The 18,058-nt window shown below is 63.3% G+C and carries 18 protein-coding genes; 13 read left to right on the forward strand and 5 right to left on the reverse strand.

The window, feature by feature from the left end; genetic code table 11:
* Window positions 1-135 precede the first annotated feature (135 nt).
* A complete protein-coding gene (locus NV1_RS25030; RefSeq protein WP_157117347.1) occupies window positions 136-567 on the forward strand; it encodes a hypothetical protein in 432 nt (143 codons plus the stop codon).
* Between the two features lie 65 nt (window positions 568-632).
* Here the strand turns inward: NV1_RS25030 and NV1_RS25035 are convergent, their stop codons facing one another.
* The 3 genes from NV1_RS25035 to NV1_RS43795 form a co-directional block, all read right to left on the reverse strand.
* Complete coding sequence (locus NV1_RS25035) at window positions 633-1,211, reverse strand: exonuclease domain-containing protein (RefSeq protein ID WP_067896102.1); 579 nt, start codon at window positions 1,209-1,211, stop codon at window positions 633-635.
* Window positions 1,208-1,759 carry a hypothetical protein gene (locus NV1_RS25040; protein ID WP_157117349.1) on the reverse strand — a complete coding sequence of 184 codons (552 nt, stop codon included), beginning with the start codon at window positions 1,757-1,759 and terminating at the stop codon, window positions 1,208-1,210. The genes NV1_RS25035 and NV1_RS25040 overlap by 4 nt, the downstream gene beginning before the upstream one ends.
* 172 nt (window positions 1,760-1,931) lie before the next feature.
* On the reverse strand, window positions 1,932-2,252 hold the full coding sequence (locus NV1_RS43795) for a hypothetical protein (protein WP_157117350.1): 321 nt from the start codon (window positions 2,250-2,252) through the stop codon (window positions 1,932-1,934).
* Between the two features lie 167 nt (window positions 2,253-2,419).
* On the opposite strand from NV1_RS43795, the gene NV1_RS25045 reads away from it, so the two are divergent.
* Genes NV1_RS25045 through NV1_RS25060 form a run of 4 tightly spaced genes read left to right on the forward strand, consistent with a single transcriptional unit; the run spans window position 2,420 to window position 10,329 of the window.
* A complete protein-coding gene (locus NV1_RS25045; RefSeq protein ID WP_067896109.1) occupies window positions 2,420-4,309 on the forward strand; it encodes a helix-turn-helix transcriptional regulator in 1,890 nt (629 codons plus the stop codon).
* Window positions 4,310-4,329: 20 nt separating this feature from the next.
* On the forward strand, window positions 4,330-5,964 hold the full coding sequence (locus NV1_RS25050) for a class I SAM-dependent DNA methyltransferase (RefSeq protein WP_067896176.1): 1,635 nt from the start codon (window positions 4,330-4,332) through the stop codon (window positions 5,962-5,964).
* On the forward strand, window positions 5,957-7,126 hold the full coding sequence (locus tag NV1_RS25055; RefSeq protein WP_084525752.1) for a restriction endonuclease subunit S: 1,170 nt from the start codon (window positions 5,957-5,959) through the stop codon (window positions 7,124-7,126). The genes NV1_RS25050 and NV1_RS25055 overlap by 8 nt, the downstream gene beginning before the upstream one ends.
* Complete coding sequence (locus NV1_RS25060; protein ID WP_067896115.1) at window positions 7,126-10,329, forward strand: type I restriction endonuclease subunit R; 3,204 nt, start codon at window positions 7,126-7,128, stop codon at window positions 10,327-10,329. The genes NV1_RS25055 and NV1_RS25060 overlap by 1 nt, the downstream gene beginning before the upstream one ends.
* Before the next feature lie 131 nt (window positions 10,330-10,460).
* Here the strand turns inward: NV1_RS25060 and NV1_RS25065 are convergent, their stop codons facing one another.
* Both NV1_RS25065 and NV1_RS25070 read right to left on the reverse strand, forming a co-directional pair.
* Complete coding sequence (locus NV1_RS25065) at window positions 10,461-10,796, reverse strand: DUF397 domain-containing protein (RefSeq protein ID WP_067896118.1); 336 nt, start codon at window positions 10,794-10,796, stop codon at window positions 10,461-10,463.
* Window positions 10,797-10,806: 10 nt separating this feature from the next.
* The gene (locus NV1_RS25070) at window positions 10,807-11,667 is read right to left on the reverse strand and encodes a DUF5753 domain-containing protein (protein ID WP_067896121.1); all 861 of its coding nucleotides are present in this window, start codon (window positions 11,665-11,667) and stop codon (window positions 10,807-10,809) included.
* 378 nt (window positions 11,668-12,045) lie between these two features.
* Here NV1_RS25070 and NV1_RS25075 point away from each other — a divergent pair, with 378 nt between their 5' ends.
* The 8 genes from NV1_RS25075 to NV1_RS25110 all read left to right on the forward strand — a co-directional run bounded on the left by NV1_RS25075 (window position 12,046) and on the right by NV1_RS25110 (window position 17,920).
* Window positions 12,046-12,294: a hypothetical protein gene (locus NV1_RS25075; protein ID WP_157117351.1), complete on the forward strand. Its 249-nt coding sequence runs from the start codon at window positions 12,046-12,048 to the stop codon at window positions 12,292-12,294.
* Entirely contained in the window at window positions 12,294-12,812 is a 519-nt protein-coding gene (locus tag NV1_RS25080) for a DUF4254 domain-containing protein (RefSeq protein ID WP_067896128.1), read from the forward strand. Before NV1_RS25075 ends, NV1_RS25080 begins: the two co-directional genes overlap by 1 nt.
* Window positions 12,809-13,414 carry a hypothetical protein gene (locus tag NV1_RS25085; RefSeq protein WP_157117352.1) on the forward strand — a complete coding sequence of 202 codons (606 nt, stop codon included), beginning with the start codon at window positions 12,809-12,811 and terminating at the stop codon, window positions 13,412-13,414. The genes NV1_RS25080 and NV1_RS25085 overlap by 4 nt, the downstream gene beginning before the upstream one ends.
* A gap of 244 nt (window positions 13,415-13,658) precedes the next feature.
* Window positions 13,659-14,579 (forward strand): DUF4129 domain-containing protein, encoded by a 921-nt coding sequence (locus tag NV1_RS25090; RefSeq protein ID WP_245713908.1) that lies wholly within the window; start codon window positions 13,659-13,661, stop codon window positions 14,577-14,579.
* Window positions 14,580-14,643: 64 nt separating this feature from the next.
* Window positions 14,644-15,165: a hypothetical protein gene (locus NV1_RS25095; protein ID WP_245713902.1), complete on the forward strand. Its 522-nt coding sequence runs from the start codon at window positions 14,644-14,646 to the stop codon at window positions 15,163-15,165.
* 31 nt (window positions 15,166-15,196) lie between these two features.
* Window positions 15,197-16,159, forward strand: coding sequence for an AAA family ATPase (locus NV1_RS25100; protein ID WP_067896138.1), 963 nt, complete (start codon window positions 15,197-15,199; stop codon window positions 16,157-16,159).
* 61 nt (window positions 16,160-16,220) lie between these two features.
* Window positions 16,221-17,495, forward strand: coding sequence for a DUF58 domain-containing protein (locus NV1_RS25105; protein WP_067896141.1), 1,275 nt, complete (start codon window positions 16,221-16,223; stop codon window positions 17,493-17,495).
* Window positions 17,492-17,920 carry a hypothetical protein gene (locus NV1_RS25110; RefSeq protein WP_067896144.1) on the forward strand — a complete coding sequence of 143 codons (429 nt, stop codon included), beginning with the start codon at window positions 17,492-17,494 and terminating at the stop codon, window positions 17,918-17,920. Before NV1_RS25105 ends, NV1_RS25110 begins: the two co-directional genes overlap by 4 nt.
* Window positions 17,921-18,058: the final 138 nt, after the last annotated feature.

Raw genomic sequence — 18,058 nt, forward strand, 5'->3', positions numbered from 1 at the left:
ATTAGGGGGCGGCTTTCGGTGACCATCCTTCGGCTTCGCCCTGTCGTCGAGTCAGCGTGAGTCGGTGTTCTGTGTGGGCCAACGGTCGATCCGGCCTGGTGTGCGCACTTGGTGAGAGCAGGTATCGGCAACTATTTGGACTTCGAGCAATCGCGGTGCGGCACTGCCTGGTTCACGACCGCTGAGATACCAGCCGCCCACGATCAATGTGTCTCCGGCTACCGGCGCGTGGACCGCGAACCCGGTGATGACGAACTGGCCGTAGGGCTGCTGTTCGAAGCGGGCTTCGACGATGTCGCCATGTTCGATATTGGCGATGCACGCCGTTGGCGTCACTTGCGTGGGGAGATCGGCCGCTGGAGCGAGCGCGAACAAATCTGGCGCGGGTTTTGGTGTGCCGGCGGTGGTGGTGTCCAGGAAGTGACCGGCTACCAGCAGACCGTCGGTAGCCCGAGAACGCACGACACGACCATGAATCATGAACGGCCCGTACAGATCGGATCGGAATGTCGCCTCGACCAGTTCACCGCCATCGAGGTCGGCCAGTATGGCCGTGAGGGCTCGTAGATTCCGGCTCCGCGCCAGGGTCAAGCTCGCGACCCTCGGGTCCTGCGGCAACTCAACGTCGTGACTCATCGTCGAGCACCGCCGAGCCGCGACAGCCGAGTCCGGTTCGCCCGCGCCAATTCCGGGATTGTGCGTGCCCCCGACACCGAAGCCAGCTTGATGGTGACGTCGGCCGCTGCCGCGGCATCCGCTCCGGCCTCGTGATGGTTGCTCAGGTTCACCCCAAGACTCCGCGTGACGTGGTTGAGCTTGTAGCTCGGCAGCTGAAGCTGCTGCCGCGCCCAGATCAGCGCGCAGCCGTACTCCCACTCGGGCAGGCTCGCCCCACTGAACCGGCAGGCTCGTTCGACATTGCTCATATCGAATTTCGCGTTGTACGCGATGACCGGCAGATCGCCGACCAAGGTGTGGACCTCGCGCAGCCGATCTACGAATTCGGGCTGGTCCGCGACCATCGTGGGCGTGATCCGGTGGATCTGCATATTGCGGACTCCGAACTCGCCCACCGCGGCGGGCGGCCGGCACAGCAGCGACCGCGTCGTGACGCGAACACCGTTGTGTACGAGGGCAACTCCGATCGAGCAGATGCTTCCGTATGTCGGGTTCGCGGTCTCTACGTCGATCGCGGCGAATGACAGGCTCATCGGGTTTTCTCCAGGGGTAGGGGGCGGGCGAGCGGCCCGCCGAGCGGAATGAGGTAGTCGCGTGCGATGCGCAGCGACTCGAAGTCGGCCCAGGATTGGGCCAGTTCTGCTATTTCGTAAGCGAGGTCGAGCGCGGATTGCGTCTTCTCGTTAACGGTGGTCGGTGCGACCACGCTGTGCGTGAGTGATGGCCAGTCCGGCTGTACCAGAGGGTGTTTCACGGACGTGGCGTAGTCCGTGAACAACGCGACCGCCTGTCTGATTTCGTCCGCCGCTCGCTGTCTGGTCGCCGCAACGTCGACGAGGCAGGAAGTGACGACGTCCAGCTGGAGAACTGCGGTGTCGCCGCAGTACGCCCAGGGGCGGCCGTGAAGCACGGATCGCACGGTGTCCCCATCGGTGCGCGGCACCACCCACGCGCCGGTGAGGCGTGAAAATGACTGCGTCGCACCGATGTTGACGTGCCAGATGGACATCTCCTCCGCCGTGGCGTGCAGGACGGCTAGCGACGGTGTAAATGATTCGGGCACAGTTGTTTCGGGCAGCATGGAGCTGCGCTCCAATCTTTGTGATCGGGAAGAGATGAGCGAATGGCTCGCAATGAAGTAATCTGAGCGGCGGCTACTTCATCACACCTGCCGGGGGAGCGTCGAGAGCCGCTTCCGATAAGTGCTCTTATCAGGTGTCAGGCTAACGAATTCCGCTTGGTGTCTTGGACTTTCAGTTCCGAGCCTTGTGCTCATGCGCTGGCGACCTACGTTCCTGGCTGGTCAGGTGCCAGCCCCCGCGGATCGGGCAGGCGTAGATCCGGCATTCCCGGCGGCGCGGGTTGCTGTGGTCGACCCCGGCCAAGGCCAGCTCGGCGTCGCGGTAGGCGAAGTAGGTGAGTTTCCCACAGTGGCATCGCGATACCCGGATCAGCGGCGGCAGCGATCGCAGATCGTTGCCGTGCTCGACGGTGAGTTCGCGGTGTCGACGCGCTTGACCGCCGCGCCGCGCGCTTGTGTAACAGCGCGGCCGTGGGTCTCGACGTGTGCTCATGTGAACTCCTCGGCGGTAAGTAGTGATGGCTACAGCCTGGAGGTTTGTATGTGATGATGACGAGGAGAATCACCGATAAGGCCGCTTATCACTCATTTGGTCAATTAGCGACGCAGAGTGGCCGTACCGTCTGTGTCATCACGTTGTCTGAAGGATGGGAGGAAGGGATGGACGAGTCGGAGCCGACGCTGTCGTTGCAGGACATCGCCGATCTCGCGCAGGTCAAGCGGCCGGTTGTCTCGACGTGGCGCAACCGCCCGTCGGTTCGCGGCGAGTTGATCCCGTTTCCGCCTCCGGTCCCGACCGCCGCCCGCGGGGAGCGTTTCCGTCGCGAAGACGTTCTCGAATGGCTGGAACGAACGGGGCGCGGAAACAACGACGCGCACCGCCTGGATGCTCCGGGAATCACCGTCCCTGAAGGGGTTTCGCTGGACGACTTGGTGGCGCTGTTGTGCCTGCAGGTGTGTACCGGCAGCGAACTGGCCGGATCGACCAGCGAACAACGAATCGAGCTGGCTCGTGAAGCGGACCCGCACGATCACATGCTGGTTTCGGAGATAACCGGTCTCAGCGCGACGCCCGCAGTTCTGTCCTATATCGACGACCTGATCGAGTCCACGTTCGGACCGGCGGATGCACTGGAACGACTGGAGGCAAGCCGAGCGGGCCGGAGTCTGGAGACTCGTGATCTCACGCCACAGGCTCTGTCGGTGTTCCGTGCGATCGTCCATACCTGCTTGAATTTTCCTGAACCTGGTGCCGCGCAACTTGTTTCATCGGGCGATACCCCTGACCTGGTGCTCGCTCTGGCAGATGACGAGATGTATCTGTCGGTCGTCGGTACGAGCGCGGAGGCGAGGCGGTTGCGCCGGCGGGCGACGATCCGGGGCACCGAGGTCGACAGCCTCACGGACTCACGTCGAGTGCGCCTGGCCTCGGTGGTCGGAGCGAAAACCGCGGAGGCGCTCGATCGTGTCGACGATGTGCTGATCGATCTGGAACCGGGTGAGCTGGCAGTCGTGATCGGGCCGTCCTCCGCGTTGTGCGACAACCTGCGTGGTGATCTGGAGCAGAAGCGCGCGGCGACCTTGCGCGTGATCGGATTGGCGATGGCCTTGCGGTTGCCACGCGGTTGGTGGCGGGAAGCGCACCGCCAGGCACTCGGTGTATGGATCGCCGTGGGTGGCGCCAAGATCGAGCAGCCCCTCGTTGCGGATCTGGCTGCGCCGACCACCGGCGATCTCGAAACCGATGCGCTGGCTGCGGATATCGTCGAGGCGCTGGCACGTACGCGGCACAGAGAACTCCGTTATGCGCGGGTGCACGATCGCTCAGCAATTCTGGCGGGCCATACCGTGGTTCCGCAGGGCATAGCCGCAGATCGACTGCGTACCTCCGACTCCCTGCAAGACATCGACCGAATCCACGCGGCAACACTTGTCACCAGCGAAATACCGGGCACGCTCGATGTCTTGGTTGTTCCTGCGGCAGGCGCGTTGAAGGTACGGAATCTGTCGCTCGGTCAGCTGGTGGAGCAGAAGATGTTGCGAGTACACCGGGGCAGCAGAATCGATGCGGCGCACGCTTCGCCAGGCTCGACGGTTCCGGTCCTGTCGGCCGACCACAGCAGCGACGGCGTTACGCTGGATCCCCTGGATGCGGAGAAACACTACAGTCGAGCGGTGCGGACCCAACCGGGCGATGTGATCTTTATGGAGAAGCCGCCCCACGCTCGGGTGGACGAGGTCGGCGGTGTCCTGGTCGCCAGCCCTTCACGGGTGCTGCGCCCGAACCCCGAGTTCGGGATCGGTCCCCGGGCACTGGCCGCGCTGATCAACCGTCAGCCCGAGCATTGCCAGGAATGGAAGCAGTGGAATGTTCCGATGATCGATCGCGGCGAAGCGTCGTTGCTCGAGGATGTACTCGGTCGCGCCGAAGACTACGAGTCGGAGCTGCGGAAACGACTTAGTGCCTCGACGGATCTGTGCCGAGCCCTCATCGACGGCATTGCCGCGGGCACGGTGAGTCTGCACGCGCCGGAGAAGGTTTTGTCATGACAGAGGAAAGGAGCCCCCGGGTGCCCCCGAGGAAAAGGCAGTCGACGAAGGACAACACGGCCCCGTCGACGATGAAGGAGTTGAAGGACACGCTGTGGAAGGCGGCCGACAAACTCCGCGGTTCGCTGTCCGCGAACCAGTACAAGGACGTCATCCTCGGTCTGGTGTTCCTGAAGTACGTATCCGACGCCTACGACGAACGCCGGGAACAGATCCGCGCGGGCCTGGTCGAGGAAGGCTGGGACGACGAGCAGATCGAGCAGGTGATCGACGATCCGGAGGAGTACCAGGGGTACGGGGTGTTCCTGGTGCCGGAGGCCGCCCGCTGGAAGTTCCTCGCGGACAACGCGAAAGGACTTGTCGACGCGAGCGGTTCGCTCACCAAGACCATCGGTCAGCTGATCGACGAGGCCATGGACGCGGTGATGCACGAGAACGAGTCGCTGCGTGGGACTCTGCCTCGGCTCTACAACAAGGACAACATCGATCAGCGACGGCTCGGTGAGCTGATCGATCTGTTCAACAGTGCGCGGTTCAGCCGGCAAGGTGAACACAAGGCCCGTGACCTCATGGGTGAGGTGTACGAGTACTTCCTCGGCAATTTCGCTCGCGCGGAGGGCAAGCGGGGCGGAGAGTTCTTCACCCCGCCCAGCGTCGTCAAGACCATCGTCGAGATGCTCGAACCGACGAAGGGGCGAATCTACGACCCTTGCTGTGGTTCCGGCGGCATGTTCGTGCAGTCGGAGAAGTTCATCTGGGACCACAACGGTGATCCACACGACATCGCCATCTATGGTCAGGAGGCCATCGAGGAAACCTGGCGTATGGCCAAGATGAACCTCGCCATCCATGGCATCGACAATAAGGGACTGGGGGCTCGCTGGGGCGACACTTTCGCTCGTGACCAACATGCCGGTGTGCAGATGGATTACGTCATGACGAATCCGCCCTTCAACATCAAGGACTGGACGCGTAACACGGACGATACTCGGTGGGAGTATGGGGTACCGCCGGCCAATAATGCCAACTTTGCCTGGATACAGCATGTTATTTCCAAACTGGGTCCGCAGGGGCAAGCGGGCGTGGTGATGGCGAACGGCTCGATGTCGTCGAATTCCAACGGCGAGGGAGAGATTCGGGCTCGACTCGTGGAGGCGGATCTCGTGTCCTGCATGATCGCCATGCCCACCCAATTGTTCCGCTCAACAGGGATCCCAGTGTGCGTGTGGTTCTTCGCCAGAGATAAGTCTGCCGGGAGGTTCGGGGCCGTGGACCGGCGGGGTGAGGTGCTGTTCGTCGACGCCCGCGAATTAGGGTACATGGTAGACCGGGCCGAACGGGCACTCAGCGATGAGGACATCGTGCGCATCGCCGACACGTATCACGTATGGCGTGGGACGGATTCGGCAGCGCGGAAGGGGTTGAGCTATGAGGACGTGCCCGGATTCTGTAAGTCGGTGACTGTTGAGGAAATCAAGGCGGCAGCATACACGCTGGTCCCGGGTCGTTTTGTTGGTTCGGTCGAAGGTGAAGTTGATAATGAACCCCTCGAAGATAAAATTCAGCGCCTCACGAACGAGCTATATACCGCATTCGACGAGTCCGCGCGTCTGGACAGGATTGTGCGAGACCAACTGGAGCTCCTAAATGGCTGATATTTCGATGGTTCCTCTGATCGAGCTCTGTGATGCTAAAAGGGGGATTACTTACGGAATTGTTAAAGTCGGTGATTACATTGAGGGCGGCGTTCCGGTAATTCGGGGTGGTGATATTCGGAACAATCGCATTGTATTCAACGACGAAAAGCGGGTTACCGAAGAGGTAAGTAACCAATATAGCCGAACGATTCTTGTGGGGGGCGAGATTGTCATAAATTTGATTTCCGAACCTGGTTATAGCGCCTTGGTTCCGATGGAAATGGCTGGCTTCAACGTGTCGCGTGACGTTGCGACAGTTGCGCTTAACGGCGTCGCAAACCATGAATATGTCAACTGGTACTTGAAGTCCCCGGCTGCCATCGACTGGCTCGCTGCTCGGTTGAGCGGGAGCGTTACGCAGAAGATCAATCTGAGTAGCCTCAGGGAGTTGCCAGTTTGTCTACCGACCAGGTCGGAACAAGATGCGATAGCGGAGGTGTTGGGAGTGCTCGACGACAAGATTGCCGCCAACGACACGGTAACACAAAAGTCAGATGAGTTAGCCAATGCATTGTGGCTGAATGCGCTCGATGAGAGTGAGCAGGTGCCTCTCTCTTCTTTGGCTCGGTTCGTGAACGGTAAAGCATTCACGAAGGATGCATCCGGATCCGGGCGCGTCGTCATCAGAATCGCTGAACTGAATTCTGGCATCGGCGGGTCTACTGTTTACAACGACATCGAGGTTCATGACGACCACGTAGCCAGGCCTGGCGATCTGCTGTTTGCATGGTCAGGGTCCTTGACCGTTGCGAGATGGTTCCATCCCGAGGCAATTATCAACCAACACATCTTCAAGGTTATGCCCGTAACTGGTCGCCCATTGTGGATGGTTAATCAAGCTGTGCTCTCGATGCTGGCTGCGTTTAAAGCTATTGCGGCAGATAAGGCTACGACGATGGGGCACATTCAACGACGCCATTTGGACGAGTTGGCAGCAATTCCGTCTCCCCGTAATGTCAAGGGTATCGACGAACTGATGACGGGCTTGTGGAATCGTGCTCTAGCCGCTGAGGTGGAAAATCTGCAACTCGCCCAAACCCGCGACGAACTCCTCCCTCTCCTGATGTCCGGAAAGCTTCGCGTCAAAGACGCCGAGCAGATAGTGGAAAAGATTGCCTGATGGTCGAGAACGCTGGTTTCAGCGAGGCCCAGTGGGAGCAGCTGGCGCTGGATGAGCTTGCCGAGAACGAGTGGGAGCCGTTGGCGGGCAGTGTAATTGCGCCCGGTACCGATCTGGGGCGCACGTCGTGGGACGACATTGTGTTGCCGGGGCGGATGCTGGCTCGGATGCGGGCGCTGAATCCGCAGGTTCCGGCGGAGTATCTGGAGCAGGCTCGGGCCGAGATCGTGGCGCCCAAGTCGCAAGATGCGTTGGCCGAGAATCAGCGGCTGCACGAGATCCTGACCAATGGGTATCGCGGGGTCAGCTATATCGATCATCAAGGGATGGAACAGAATCCGACGATTCGTTTGGTCGGGTCACGGGTTGAGGACAATGAGCTGCTGGCCGTCAGTCAGGTGACGGTGCGGTCGCGGGATGCGGTACGGCGCTTCGATGTGGTGCTATACCTCAACGGGATGCCGGTCGGTATCTTCGAATTGAAGAAGGCCGGGGCGGCGCAGGCGGATTTGGCGTCGGCCCATGCTCAACTGGGGACCTACCTGCGAGAGTTTCCGCTGGCGTTCCGGTTCGCGGTGCTGACGGTGATCAGTGATGGCCGCAGTGCCCGCTACGGCACTCCGTTCACACCGCTGAATCACTACGCCCCGTGGAATGTCGACGAGGACGGCAAGCCGGTCAAGATCGGTGAGGCGCTGGATGAGGACCACGCCGGTGTCGAGCTGGAATTCCTGATCGACGGTGTGCTGCAGTCGGAGCGATTTCTGCAGATCCAGCGGAACTTCGTCGCATTCGACTCGACCGGTGACGGCTTGGTGAAGCGAATTGCCAAGCCGCACCAGTACTTCGCGGTGACGAAAGCTGTCGGCTGCACCGTCGACGCGGTCGAGACGGACGGTAAGGCCGGCGTGGTCTGGCACACCCAGGGGTCCGGCAAGTCGATGGAGATGGAGCTTTACGCCCATCTGGTGAGCAAACAGCCGCGGTTGAAGAATCCGACCATCATCGTGGTCACCGACCGTACCGAGCTCGACGGCCAGCTGTTCCAGACCTTCGATAAGTCGATGCTGTTGGCGGAGAAGCCTATTCAAGTGCAGAGCCGTATCGAACTCCGGTCGGCACTGAGTGATCGCATCACCGGTGGCATCTACTTCACGACGTTGCAGAAGTTCGGATTATCCAAGGCGGAGAAGGAATCCGGCCTGGACCATCCACTCCTCACCGATCGCCGGAATGTCATCGTCATCGTTGACGAAGCGCATCGTAGCCACTACGACGATCTGGACGGCTATGCCCGCCATCTCAAGGATGCATTGCCGAACGCGACGCTGATCGCGTTCACGGGTACTCCGATCTCTTTCGATGACCGCAACACCCGCAAGGTCTTCGGCGACTACATCGATGTCTACGACTTGACTCGTGCGGTCGACGACGGTGCCACCGTGCGAGTGGTCTTCGAACCGCGCCTTCCGGAAGTTCGTGTGGTCGAGGGCGTTTCGGATTCAGATATCGACAATGCTGCTGATGAAGCCGTGCTCGGCCTGGACGATGTCGAGCGTGCGCGCGTCGAACAGTCGGTCGCGGTGATCAACGCCATCTATGGTGCCCCGGCCCGCGTCGAACGAGTCGCCAAGGACATCGTCGACCATTGGCAGAACCGGTCCCAAGCTATGACCGAATTCATCGGTGGACCGGGCAAAGCCCTGATCGTCGGCGGCACTCGCGAGATCTGTGCGGCGCTCTATGACGAGATCGTCAAGCTCAAGCCCGAATGGGAGTCCGATTCCATCGGTGACGGTGTCATCAAGGTCGTGTACTCGGGTTCCGCGAAAGACCAAGGCGCGGTGGCCAAGCACGTTCGTCGCGATGGTGAGAACAAGAAGATCCAGGCTCGCTTGAAGCGTGCGGATGATCCGTTGCAGCTGGTGATCGTGAAGGACATGCTGCTCACCGGTTTCGACGCCCCGCCGCTGCACACCCTGTATCTGGATCGCCCGCTCAAGGGCGCACTGCTGATGCAGACCATTGCGCGGGTGAACCGCACTTTCGAGGGTAAAGAGCACGGCTTGGTGGTCGCCTACGCGCCCCTCGCGGAAAATCTGGAAAAAGCGCTCGCGGAGTACACAGTCACCGACCGCAAAGAGCGTCCGGTGGGCCAGAACACCGAAGAGATGGCCCAGCTGACCGTGCAGCTGCTCGACGCATTGGATCAGCTCTGCGCCGGCTACCCGTGGAAGTCGAAACTCGATACCGGGCAGCGGAGTTGGCTTCAAGCGGTGGTCGGCATGACCGAGTATCTGCGGTCCGTTCGGACGCCGGGAAACCAGGTCCCGAACGAATCCGACAAGCTGGTGAATCGCTTCCGCACGCTGGCGAACCAGCTCGCACGGGCCTGGGCCGTCTGCTCGGGATCGGAGACCTTGACACACCTGCGCGCCACGGCCAGATTCTACGAAGAGGTCCGCGTGTGGATGGCCAAATACGATGCCGAACAACGTAAGGCCGACGGTCGTCCGGTCCCGGCCGAAATCCAGCGTATGCTCGCATCCCTGGTCGCCGAGACGACCGGATCCGGCGAGATCGTGGACATCTACGCTGCTGCGGGCCTTCCCAAGCCGTCGCTGACCGAGCTGACCCCGGAATTCGAAGCCCATGCGCGACAAGCGGAGAACCCGCATCTCGCGATCGAGGCACTCCGCGCGGCCCTGACCGAAGAGGTCCGCCGCAGCACCCGTAACAACCTGGTTCGTCAGCGCGCCTTCTCCCAACGTATCCGCGACCTCATGAACCGCTATACGAATCAGCAACTCACTTCCGCTCAGGTCATCGCGGAACTGATCGACCTCGCACGCGAGGCCGCGGCCGAACGCGAGCGTGGCAAGAACTTCACCCCCGAATTGTCCGAAGACGAACTCGCCTTCTACGACGCGGTCTCCGAGAACGAGTCGGCCGTCGAACAAATGGGTAACGACGTCCTCGGCCACATCGCTCGCGAGCTGGTCAAGATCATGCGCCGAGATGTCAAGACGGACTGGACAGTTCGCGACGATGTCCGCGCCAAACTCCGGTCCTCGATCAAACGGCTGCTGATCAAGTACAAGTACCCGCCGGACAAGCAGCCGGAGGCCATCCGTGTCGTGATCGAGCAGATGGAGGCACTCGCACCGCGCTACGCAGAGGAGCGGCAGTCCGGCGCGGCCTGACTCTGTTTGCGGGGGTGTAGTCGAATGATCGTAGACGGTGTCCGGTTCGATCACGCGAGTTCCCCGCACGAGCCCGACTGCGTCAGGCTGTTTGCGGATTCTGGAGAAACGAATGACGCTCGGACGGCAGATCAGGGGCGGCTGAACTGGCCGTCGGCGATGCCTTTGGTGAAGGCGTCCCATTCCGCGGCGTTGTAGCTCAGGGTGGTGCCGGTGGCGTCGTCGAGAGCGGCGCTGCCGTCGGGGTGCAGGGTCAGGGTGAGGGCGTCGGCGATTGTGCCGGGGGTCGCGCTCAGTACCTGGTCGAGAACGTGCTGCCAGTGCGTCGCCGGGACCGTGATGATCGGCTGGTTCTGTTCGGGGCCAACGTATTTGCTGTCACGGATCAGGACGCTATCGGGACGATGCGCGATCTCGACGCAGGTCTTGTCCGAGCCGCTGAACGTAGATTTGAACCAGGTGGTCATAGCAGTCAGACTACCGACGTGCGAGTTGACTGATCAGTTTCACTGATTCCTCGCGTTCGAGAGCGATCGTGCGGAGCTGGTTATACAGGAAATCCAGCGCTTCGACCTTCTGGCGATCGTCGGTGACCTCGCCGTAGATCGCTGATTCGAGCCAGCCGAGCATAGGCAGCCGTGGGCTGCCGAAATCGAGAAGATGGAACGTTGCTGCGTTGAGTCCGGCCACCGAGCCGCTTGCGTTGAACGGAACGACCCGCAGATCGAGGTTGTCCGGATGTGCCTCCACCAGTTCGATCAGATGGAATAGCTGTTCGCGCAGGATCTGTGGGCCTCCTACTTCCTGCATCAGCGCTGCTTGTCCGATGATCACCGACAGGTGAACCGCGTCGGGGCCGTTGAGACGCCGTTGGCGATGCAGTCGAGCTCGCAGGCGCTGTTGTGCCTCGGTCGGCCTCCCGGTGGATACGATCGCCGACATCAGAGCACGGACGTAGTCCTCGGTCTGAAGCAGTCCTGGAACGACGCCGCTATCAAGGCTGCGGATACTTTCAGCGCCGTCCTTGAGACCGTAGAAACGCATCAGCTCATCGTCGAATACGGCCGAGTACTCGCTCCACCAGCCGCGCTGTCTCGCGATCGTACGGAGTTGCAGCAACTCCGCCTGCTCGTCAGGTTCGAACTCGAGAAGGTCGAGTAGAACCTTGAGCTTCTCCTCGGTCAGAACGCCTCGGTAGTGGGTGACCTGCGACCAGTAGGCCGCGCTGACATCGAGCGCCTTTTGGATCGAGGTGGCCTTCACGCCGCGGGTTTTGCTCTGTTCGCGGATGCGGAGCATGAGTTCCCATCCAGCGACGGTCGGCGAGCTGCGAGCCATCTCGAATACTCCTGTGTGTCGGGTCGATCGTATCTGTCTAGCACAATCAAGAACTAGCTTCATACACCTTGAAGACTTAAGTTAAGTGCTATATGGTTCAGGTGCTCTACCTCACAGTTGGTACCAGATCGGCCGATTCGGGCGCACGGCAGGTTGATGCGGTTGTGCGACAACGCATTGCGACCACGACCCGTCCGTTGGCCACCAGGGGGTGCGACTGTGCTCGCCAGCGACACAGTGAGAGGTAAACATCATGTGGCCGAGGAGATTTGGCCGTCCATCGAAGTATCCGGCCGATAGGTTGGAGGCGATCCGGTGAGGCCCCGCGCGTATGGCATTGTGCGCCTGGACATTGCGCCGCATGGTTCCGATGCGTATGTGGACGACATTCGGGCCCTCGCGGCCGAACGGGGCTGGGACCTGCGGGGCGTGTTTCTGGAACGTTCCGATGAATCGTTCCCCCTGCTACTTGCCTCGCTCGGGTTGTCCGGCTTTGCGGCCGTGGTGGTTCCGTCGATCGCTCACGTGTCCGGCTGGCTGGATCTGTTGCGACAGTCGGCGGATGTGTGGACGCTGGACCCGCCGTGTCGGTGGCCCCTCGAGACGGCCGATCGGCGGGTGGGTTGATGCCGGCGCCGTTGCCGTCCAAGGATCTGCTGCTCGCCGCGTGCGCGGGCAATATGCTGGTACCGCACCCGATTCTGCAGGCCGCGCACCGTTTGAGTGGTCTGCACAAGTTCCGCATCCGGGCTCGTGGTGACCAGCTTCGCGAGATCGATAGGGAGCGAGCGGAGTCGGTGCGGGGCATCGACTGCTGGGTGGCGGCGAACAAGCCGGAGGTGCGCGGTGGAGCCTATCTGCACAGTGAATCGGTGGGCATGGTGATCGATCGCATCGCCGCTTTCGCCGTCGAGGCGTGGGCCGCTCTGGATCGAGGTATCCCGGAGTTGGAGCGGCACTACATGTGGCAGCGTCTCGCCCAGCTCGCCCTGGCGTACGAAGACCTCGTTCACGAGATTTCCACTGGTCGCCGCATATTGCCCGATTGCCCTGCGCTGCAGTGGAATTGGTCAGAGAAAGAATATCCTGATGAACTCGACCGCTCGCCCGGGCGTGACCGGGACAGTGCGAGGTGGGTTCGTTGACCTCGGATTCCGGGCGGGACGATCTGCTGGACGATCTCCGCCGCGTCGGCGCCTGTGAGTGCATCGCCATCGACGCGGCCACACGGTTGCTGTCCGATCGCGAAAAGCAAATACTCGCTGACCAACTCGCCCGCGTCGCAACACATCTCGCCACGCGGGTCGGGAGTTCGCGCGGCCTGCCACCGCCGGTGGTGCTGCCCGGGGGTGGCAGCGATCGAATCGACTTGTCGGCGGTCTGGTCGGCGGTCGCGATTGCCGGGCTGTTCGTCCGCAACACCATGCACCGCTGGTTCTGGGCGGATGTGCTGGTCGACGCGGAGCGTCTCGCGGTCGAGTTGACGGCGTCATTCGTCACCGCCGTCACCTCCTCGATGCTCGACCATCCGACTCGAATGATGTTGCGCCTGCGCGCGATATCGGCCGTCCGGGTGGTCGTCGAATTGCGTGACTCCCCCGAGAACGCGCATGTTGTCGCCGCCGCGGGCCCACTGATCACACCGTGCGTCGAGAAGATCAGCGTCCGCTGCGGTCAGCATGTCGTCGCGGGTCGCACCATGCTCTGGGCCGAACTCGCCCGCCCGGAACTGCGACGGTGGATCTGACGCCGCCGAATCCCATGATCGCCGCCCGCCGCTTTCGCCGGACACGCGTCGTCCATGCTCCGAAACGCGCGACCGACCCGTTGTGCTCTTTCACAGGTTTCTCCGACAGCGCCGCGACATCGCCCCCGGTACGCGGTGGAAATGCGGCTGCTCTCGCGATTTCGCCTCTCACGGACCGTTCGGCATGTAACGATGTGCCTGCTCGTGGCAGTGCTGATGTATTGGAGAACAGCCCTTGGTCGGGGTGGGTACGGCGATACCGCGTGCGATCGGGTTGATCGCACTGCTGGCGCTCGTCGTCATCGCATTGCGCGGATATCTGCCGGGTGGTGACGGGCCGCATGTGGGGTCGCCGCCGTCGGTGATCGCCGTGGCGCTGATGCCGGTGCTTTCGCTGGTGTCGATCGTCATTCTGCTGGCGGGTGTGATCACCAGTCAGCATCGGCTGCCGCTGGCCCTGCCCGACGCGCATCCCGATCGGGTGCGGCGGCCGGTGCGCAAGCGCCGGATCGGGTTGTTCCTGCTGGTCTCGCTCGCGGTGATCGCGGTGTTCGGTGCGCTGAGCTGGGCGATCTATCAGCTCAGCGTGGTGCATCCGGCGTCGCGGAGTCCGGATGCGCAACCGGCTCCGGTGCCGCCTTCGACCACCGCGCCGCCGTCGCCGGGGCCGGACGTCGAATCGCCGCTGAGTCCCGATGCCATGATCGTCATCGGGGTTTCCGCGGGTGCGCTGATCCTCGCCGCGATCGTGGGATTGATCGTCGTCGGGGTCGGCACTCGCCGCCGCGTGCACGCGCCGGCGGCCGAGCCGGAGTCCGCTCCGGCGGAGCAGGCGGTATCGCTCGCGCAGGTCGCCGAGATGGGCTTGGCCGCGATGATCGCCTCCGGAAAGGACGCGCGGGCGGCCATCATCGCCTGCTACGTCGCCATGGAAAGCGGCCTCGCCCGCGCCCGCGAGGTGGCTCCGTTGATCTCCGACACCCCTTCGGAGGTGCTGGCCCGCGCCTTCGACCGCGGCGTCTTGCGGGACGCCTCGGCTCGTGAGCTGGTCATCCTCTTCGAGGAAGCGCGATTCAGTCCGCACTCGATGCTGGAATGGCAGCGCATGCGGGCGGAGCAGTTGCTGCGCATCGTGCTGGGTGATCTGCAGAGGGCCGAATCGTGAGCGTTTACGCGAATATCTCAGCGGCACAACGGATGTCATGTGCGACCACCGGTGAGGTGCGCTCATGACCGGGATGTCGGAGTGGGGTCGCGGGGCGGTCGTGGGTGGATCGATCGCGTTGATCCTGCTGATCGAGGCGATCGGGTACGACAATCAACGTGCACTGCTACCGGTACTGACGGGGGTACTGGTGCTGTGCGCGGTGGGAATGCTGGTGCGGTCGCTGGCCGAGCGGACGAAGTCCGACGGTCCGGCCGACCCGGCGGACAGTGATATCGAGAACGGCCCGGCGGAGATGTTGTTCCGCTGGCGGGCCCGCGCGGAGATGCTCGTCGACCGAGCCGACGGCAGCCGCGCGGACTGGGATCGGCATCTGCGGCCGTTGCTGGCCAAGGAGTTCGAATTGTCGAGCGGACATCGCATCGCCAAGGACCGGCGGGCCACCGAGGCCGCGGGCCGGCTGCAATTCGGACCGGAATTGTGGCGCTGGGTGGATCCGGCCGATTCCCAACTGCGCGATGACAATTCGCGTGCACCGGGACGTGCCGCGCTGGACGAGATCCTGCGTCGGCTTCAGGAAATGTGAAAACAGGTTGGAAACACGTGCGAGTTCAGTCATGACGAAACCTTTGGACGCGACCGTCAAACGCACCGACGCGGTATTGCGCGAGCTGTCCCGGGTCGTGGTCGGCAAGCAGGACGAACTGCAGCTGATCATGATCGCGGTGCTGTCGGGCGGTCATGTCCTGATCGAGGATCTACCCGGGCTCGGCAAGACGCTCATCGCGCGATCCTTCGCCGCGGCACTGGGTTTGGACTTCACCCGAGTGCAGTTCACGCCCGACCTGCTACCGGCGGACCTGATCGGTTCGACCATCTACGACATGAATTCGGGGCGGTTCAACTTCCGCAAGGGCCCGGTCTTCGCCAATATGCTGCTGGCCGACGAAATCAACCGGACGCCGCCCAAGACCCAGGCCGCGCTGCTCGAGGCGATGGCCGAGGGGCAGGTCAGCATCGACGGCGAAACCTTCCCGCTGCCACAGCCTTTCATCGTGCTGGCCACCGATAATCCGATCGAGTACGAGGGCACCTATCCGCTGCCCGAAGCTCAGCTCGACCGTTTCGCGCTGCAGTTGCGTCTGGGATATCTGTCCGAGGACGACGAGACCCAGATGATCCGCCGCCGCCTCGAGCGCGGTTCGGTGCCACCGCAGGTCGGCCAGGTCGTCGATGCCGCCGGGCTGCTGGAGATGCGGCACGCCGTCGAATTCGTGACCGTGCACCCGGATGTGGTGGGTTACGTCGTCTCGCTGGCCGCGGCGACCCGCAGCCATCCGCAGGTGGAGGTCGGCGCCAGCCCGCGCGCGGAACTGGATCTGGTGCAGATGGCCCGCGCCCGTGCGCTGTTGCAGGGGCGTGACTACGTCATTCCGGAAGATGTGAAGGCTCTTGCCATTCCGGCTATGGCGCACCGCATCACCCTGCGCCCGGAGATGTGGGTGCGGCGCATCCGCGGCGAGGACGTCATCTCCGAATTGCTTCGCCGCCTGCGGGTTCCGCGGGCCATGGGGACATGAGCGCGACCGCGCGTCGCGGGTCCCGGCTGCCGCTCGCCGGGATCGCGTCCGGAGAGTGCCTATGAGACATCGGGATTCGAGTTCGGCGACGGAGGTCGAACTACGCTGGCGGCCCGCCGCCCTGGTCTACATGCTCGCGGTGGCGGGCGGTATCGCACTCGCCGCGGCGGTGATCCTGGGTCGCTGGCAGCTGGTGGTGTTCGCCGCGCCCATGCTCGGGGTGCTGGCGACCGCGCCCATTCAGTTGGCGCGCACCAAGATTCAGGTGGATGGCGGCGGTGTGCTGCGCTGCTTCGAGGGTGAGGAGGTGGTGCTGTCCGCGGCTGCCTTCGTCGAGGACGGACATGCCCTGCTGCGCTGCAAACCCGAACAGCTCGACGGCATGGAGCTGCGGGTGGAGAAGTCGATCGATTCGGGAACGGCTCCGGCCGGACTGCGGATGGCGTTGTCGGCCGCGCGCTGGGGTCGCTATCCGATGCGGATCAGGGTGACGGCGCTGAGTCCGGCGGGTCTCGCCACCGCCGCGGTGAGCCTGCCCGCCGGTCAGGTGTACGTGTATCCGGTCGCCGACCCGCAGCCGATGCGACTGCCGCGCACCGAATATCCCGAACGGATCGGCACCCACCTGACGCGTCGGCACGGGCCCGGGGTGGAGTACGCCGACATTCGCGCGTACACGCCCGGTGATCAGTTGCGCACGGTGAACTGGTCGGTGAGCGCGCGGCGCGGCCGACTGCACGTCACCGAGCGGCTCACCAACCGGGCCGCGGATGTCGTTGTGCTGCTGGATCATTCGCTTCAGGCTCCGGGCCCGGCGGCGGATTCGCTGGAGTTGTCGGTGCGCGGGGCCGCGCAGGTCGCCCAGACTGCGCTGCAGGCGGGCGACCGGACCGCGGTGGTGTGCCTGGGACAGTCGCCGCGCTGGCTGCGGGCCGATATCGGACGTCGGCAGTTCTACCGCATCGTCGACACCGTGCTCGATGTGGGCGAGGAGCATATGTCCACCTCCGGCTCGCTCGCCCCGCACGCGGCGGTGCCGCTCGGCGCGATCGTGGTGGCGTTCTCGACGCTGCTGGACACCGAATTCGCCTTGGCGCTGATCGATCTGCGCAAGCGCGGGCATGTGGTGGTGGTCGTGGATGTCATGCGCGGCACGCCGTTTCGCGACGAGCTGGATCCGACGATGGCGCGCATGTGGCAGTTGGAGCGGATGGCGATGTACCGGGATATGGGCACGGTCGGGGTCGATATCGTGGCCTGGGCCGAGGGAACCCGGCTGGATCAGGTGATGCGGTTGATCCCGGACCGCCGGCGACTGGTGCGGGTGCGGCGATGACCAGATTCCTCGCGGTGCTGTCCGGTCTGCTGCTGGTCACGGCGGTGGGAATCGTCATGCCCTGGCTCGCGATCCCGGCCGCGGCGCTGGTGGTCGCGGGTTGGTGGCTGCGAATCTGCGCGGTGGGCGCGGTCCTGGTCGCGCTCGGCGCGCTGGCCTGGGCCGATTCCGGCGCACTCGCCGCGGCCGCGACGGGACTGGTGGCCACCACCTACCTGCTCAATACCGCCACGGTGTCCGCGCCGGTCGGGGTGGTTCCGACGACGCTGCCGTCGGTGGCGGGCGCGGTCTGTTTCGCCGCCGTGGCGGTCCTCGCGACCGAGGTGCCTACCCGGCTGGAATGGGTGCCGCTGGCCGCGCCGGTGCTGGCGGTGCTGGTGTTCGCCCTGGTGATCCGGGGTGTTGCCGCGCGAACGGACGATTGACCCGAATCGCTCGTCCGGCGATCATTACCCCGCTCTGCCTGCGGTGATGCTGGGCACAATTATGCCGCGGCAACTACTACAGCTTGTAGTCTGAACCCATGTGGATCATCCCCGTTGTCGCCGTTGTCGCCGCCGTCG

Source organism: Nocardia vaccinii NBRC 15922 (assembly GCF_001613305.1).
GTDB lineage: Bacteria > Actinomycetota > Actinomycetes > Mycobacteriales > Mycobacteriaceae > Nocardia > Nocardia vaccinii.

Coding starts and splice junctions, on each gene's coding strand:
- NV1_RS25035 (WP_067896102.1), bottom strand. CDS start 1,211: ATGAGCCTGTCATTCGCCGCGATCGACGTAGAGACCGCGAACCCGACA.
- NV1_RS25040 (WP_157117349.1), bottom strand. CDS start 1,759: ATGCTGCCCGAAACAACTGTGCCCGAATCATTTACACCGTCGCTAGCC.
- NV1_RS43795 (WP_157117350.1), bottom strand. CDS start 2,252: ATGAGCACACGTCGAGACCCACGGCCGCGCTGTTACACAAGCGCGCGG.
- NV1_RS25045 (WP_067896109.1), top strand. CDS start 2,420: ATGGACGAGTCGGAGCCGACGCTGTCGTTGCAGGACATCGCCGATCTC.
- NV1_RS25055 (WP_084525752.1), top strand. CDS start 5,957: ATGGCTGATATTTCGATGGTTCCTCTGATCGAGCTCTGTGATGCTAAA.
- NV1_RS25060 (WP_067896115.1), top strand. CDS start 7,126: ATGGTCGAGAACGCTGGTTTCAGCGAGGCCCAGTGGGAGCAGCTGGCG.
- NV1_RS25065 (WP_067896118.1), bottom strand. CDS start 10,796: ATGACCACCTGGTTCAAATCTACGTTCAGCGGCTCGGACAAGACCTGC.
- NV1_RS25070 (WP_067896121.1), bottom strand. CDS start 11,667: ATGGCTCGCAGCTCGCCGACCGTCGCTGGATGGGAACTCATGCTCCGC.
- NV1_RS25080 (WP_067896128.1), top strand. CDS start 12,294: ATGCCGGCGCCGTTGCCGTCCAAGGATCTGCTGCTCGCCGCGTGCGCG.
- NV1_RS25095 (WP_245713902.1), top strand. CDS start 14,644: ATGACCGGGATGTCGGAGTGGGGTCGCGGGGCGGTCGTGGGTGGATCG.
- NV1_RS25100 (WP_067896138.1), top strand. CDS start 15,197: ATGACGAAACCTTTGGACGCGACCGTCAAACGCACCGACGCGGTATTG.
- NV1_RS25105 (WP_067896141.1), top strand. CDS start 16,221: ATGAGACATCGGGATTCGAGTTCGGCGACGGAGGTCGAACTACGCTGG.
- NV1_RS25110 (WP_067896144.1), top strand. CDS start 17,492: ATGACCAGATTCCTCGCGGTGCTGTCCGGTCTGCTGCTGGTCACGGCG.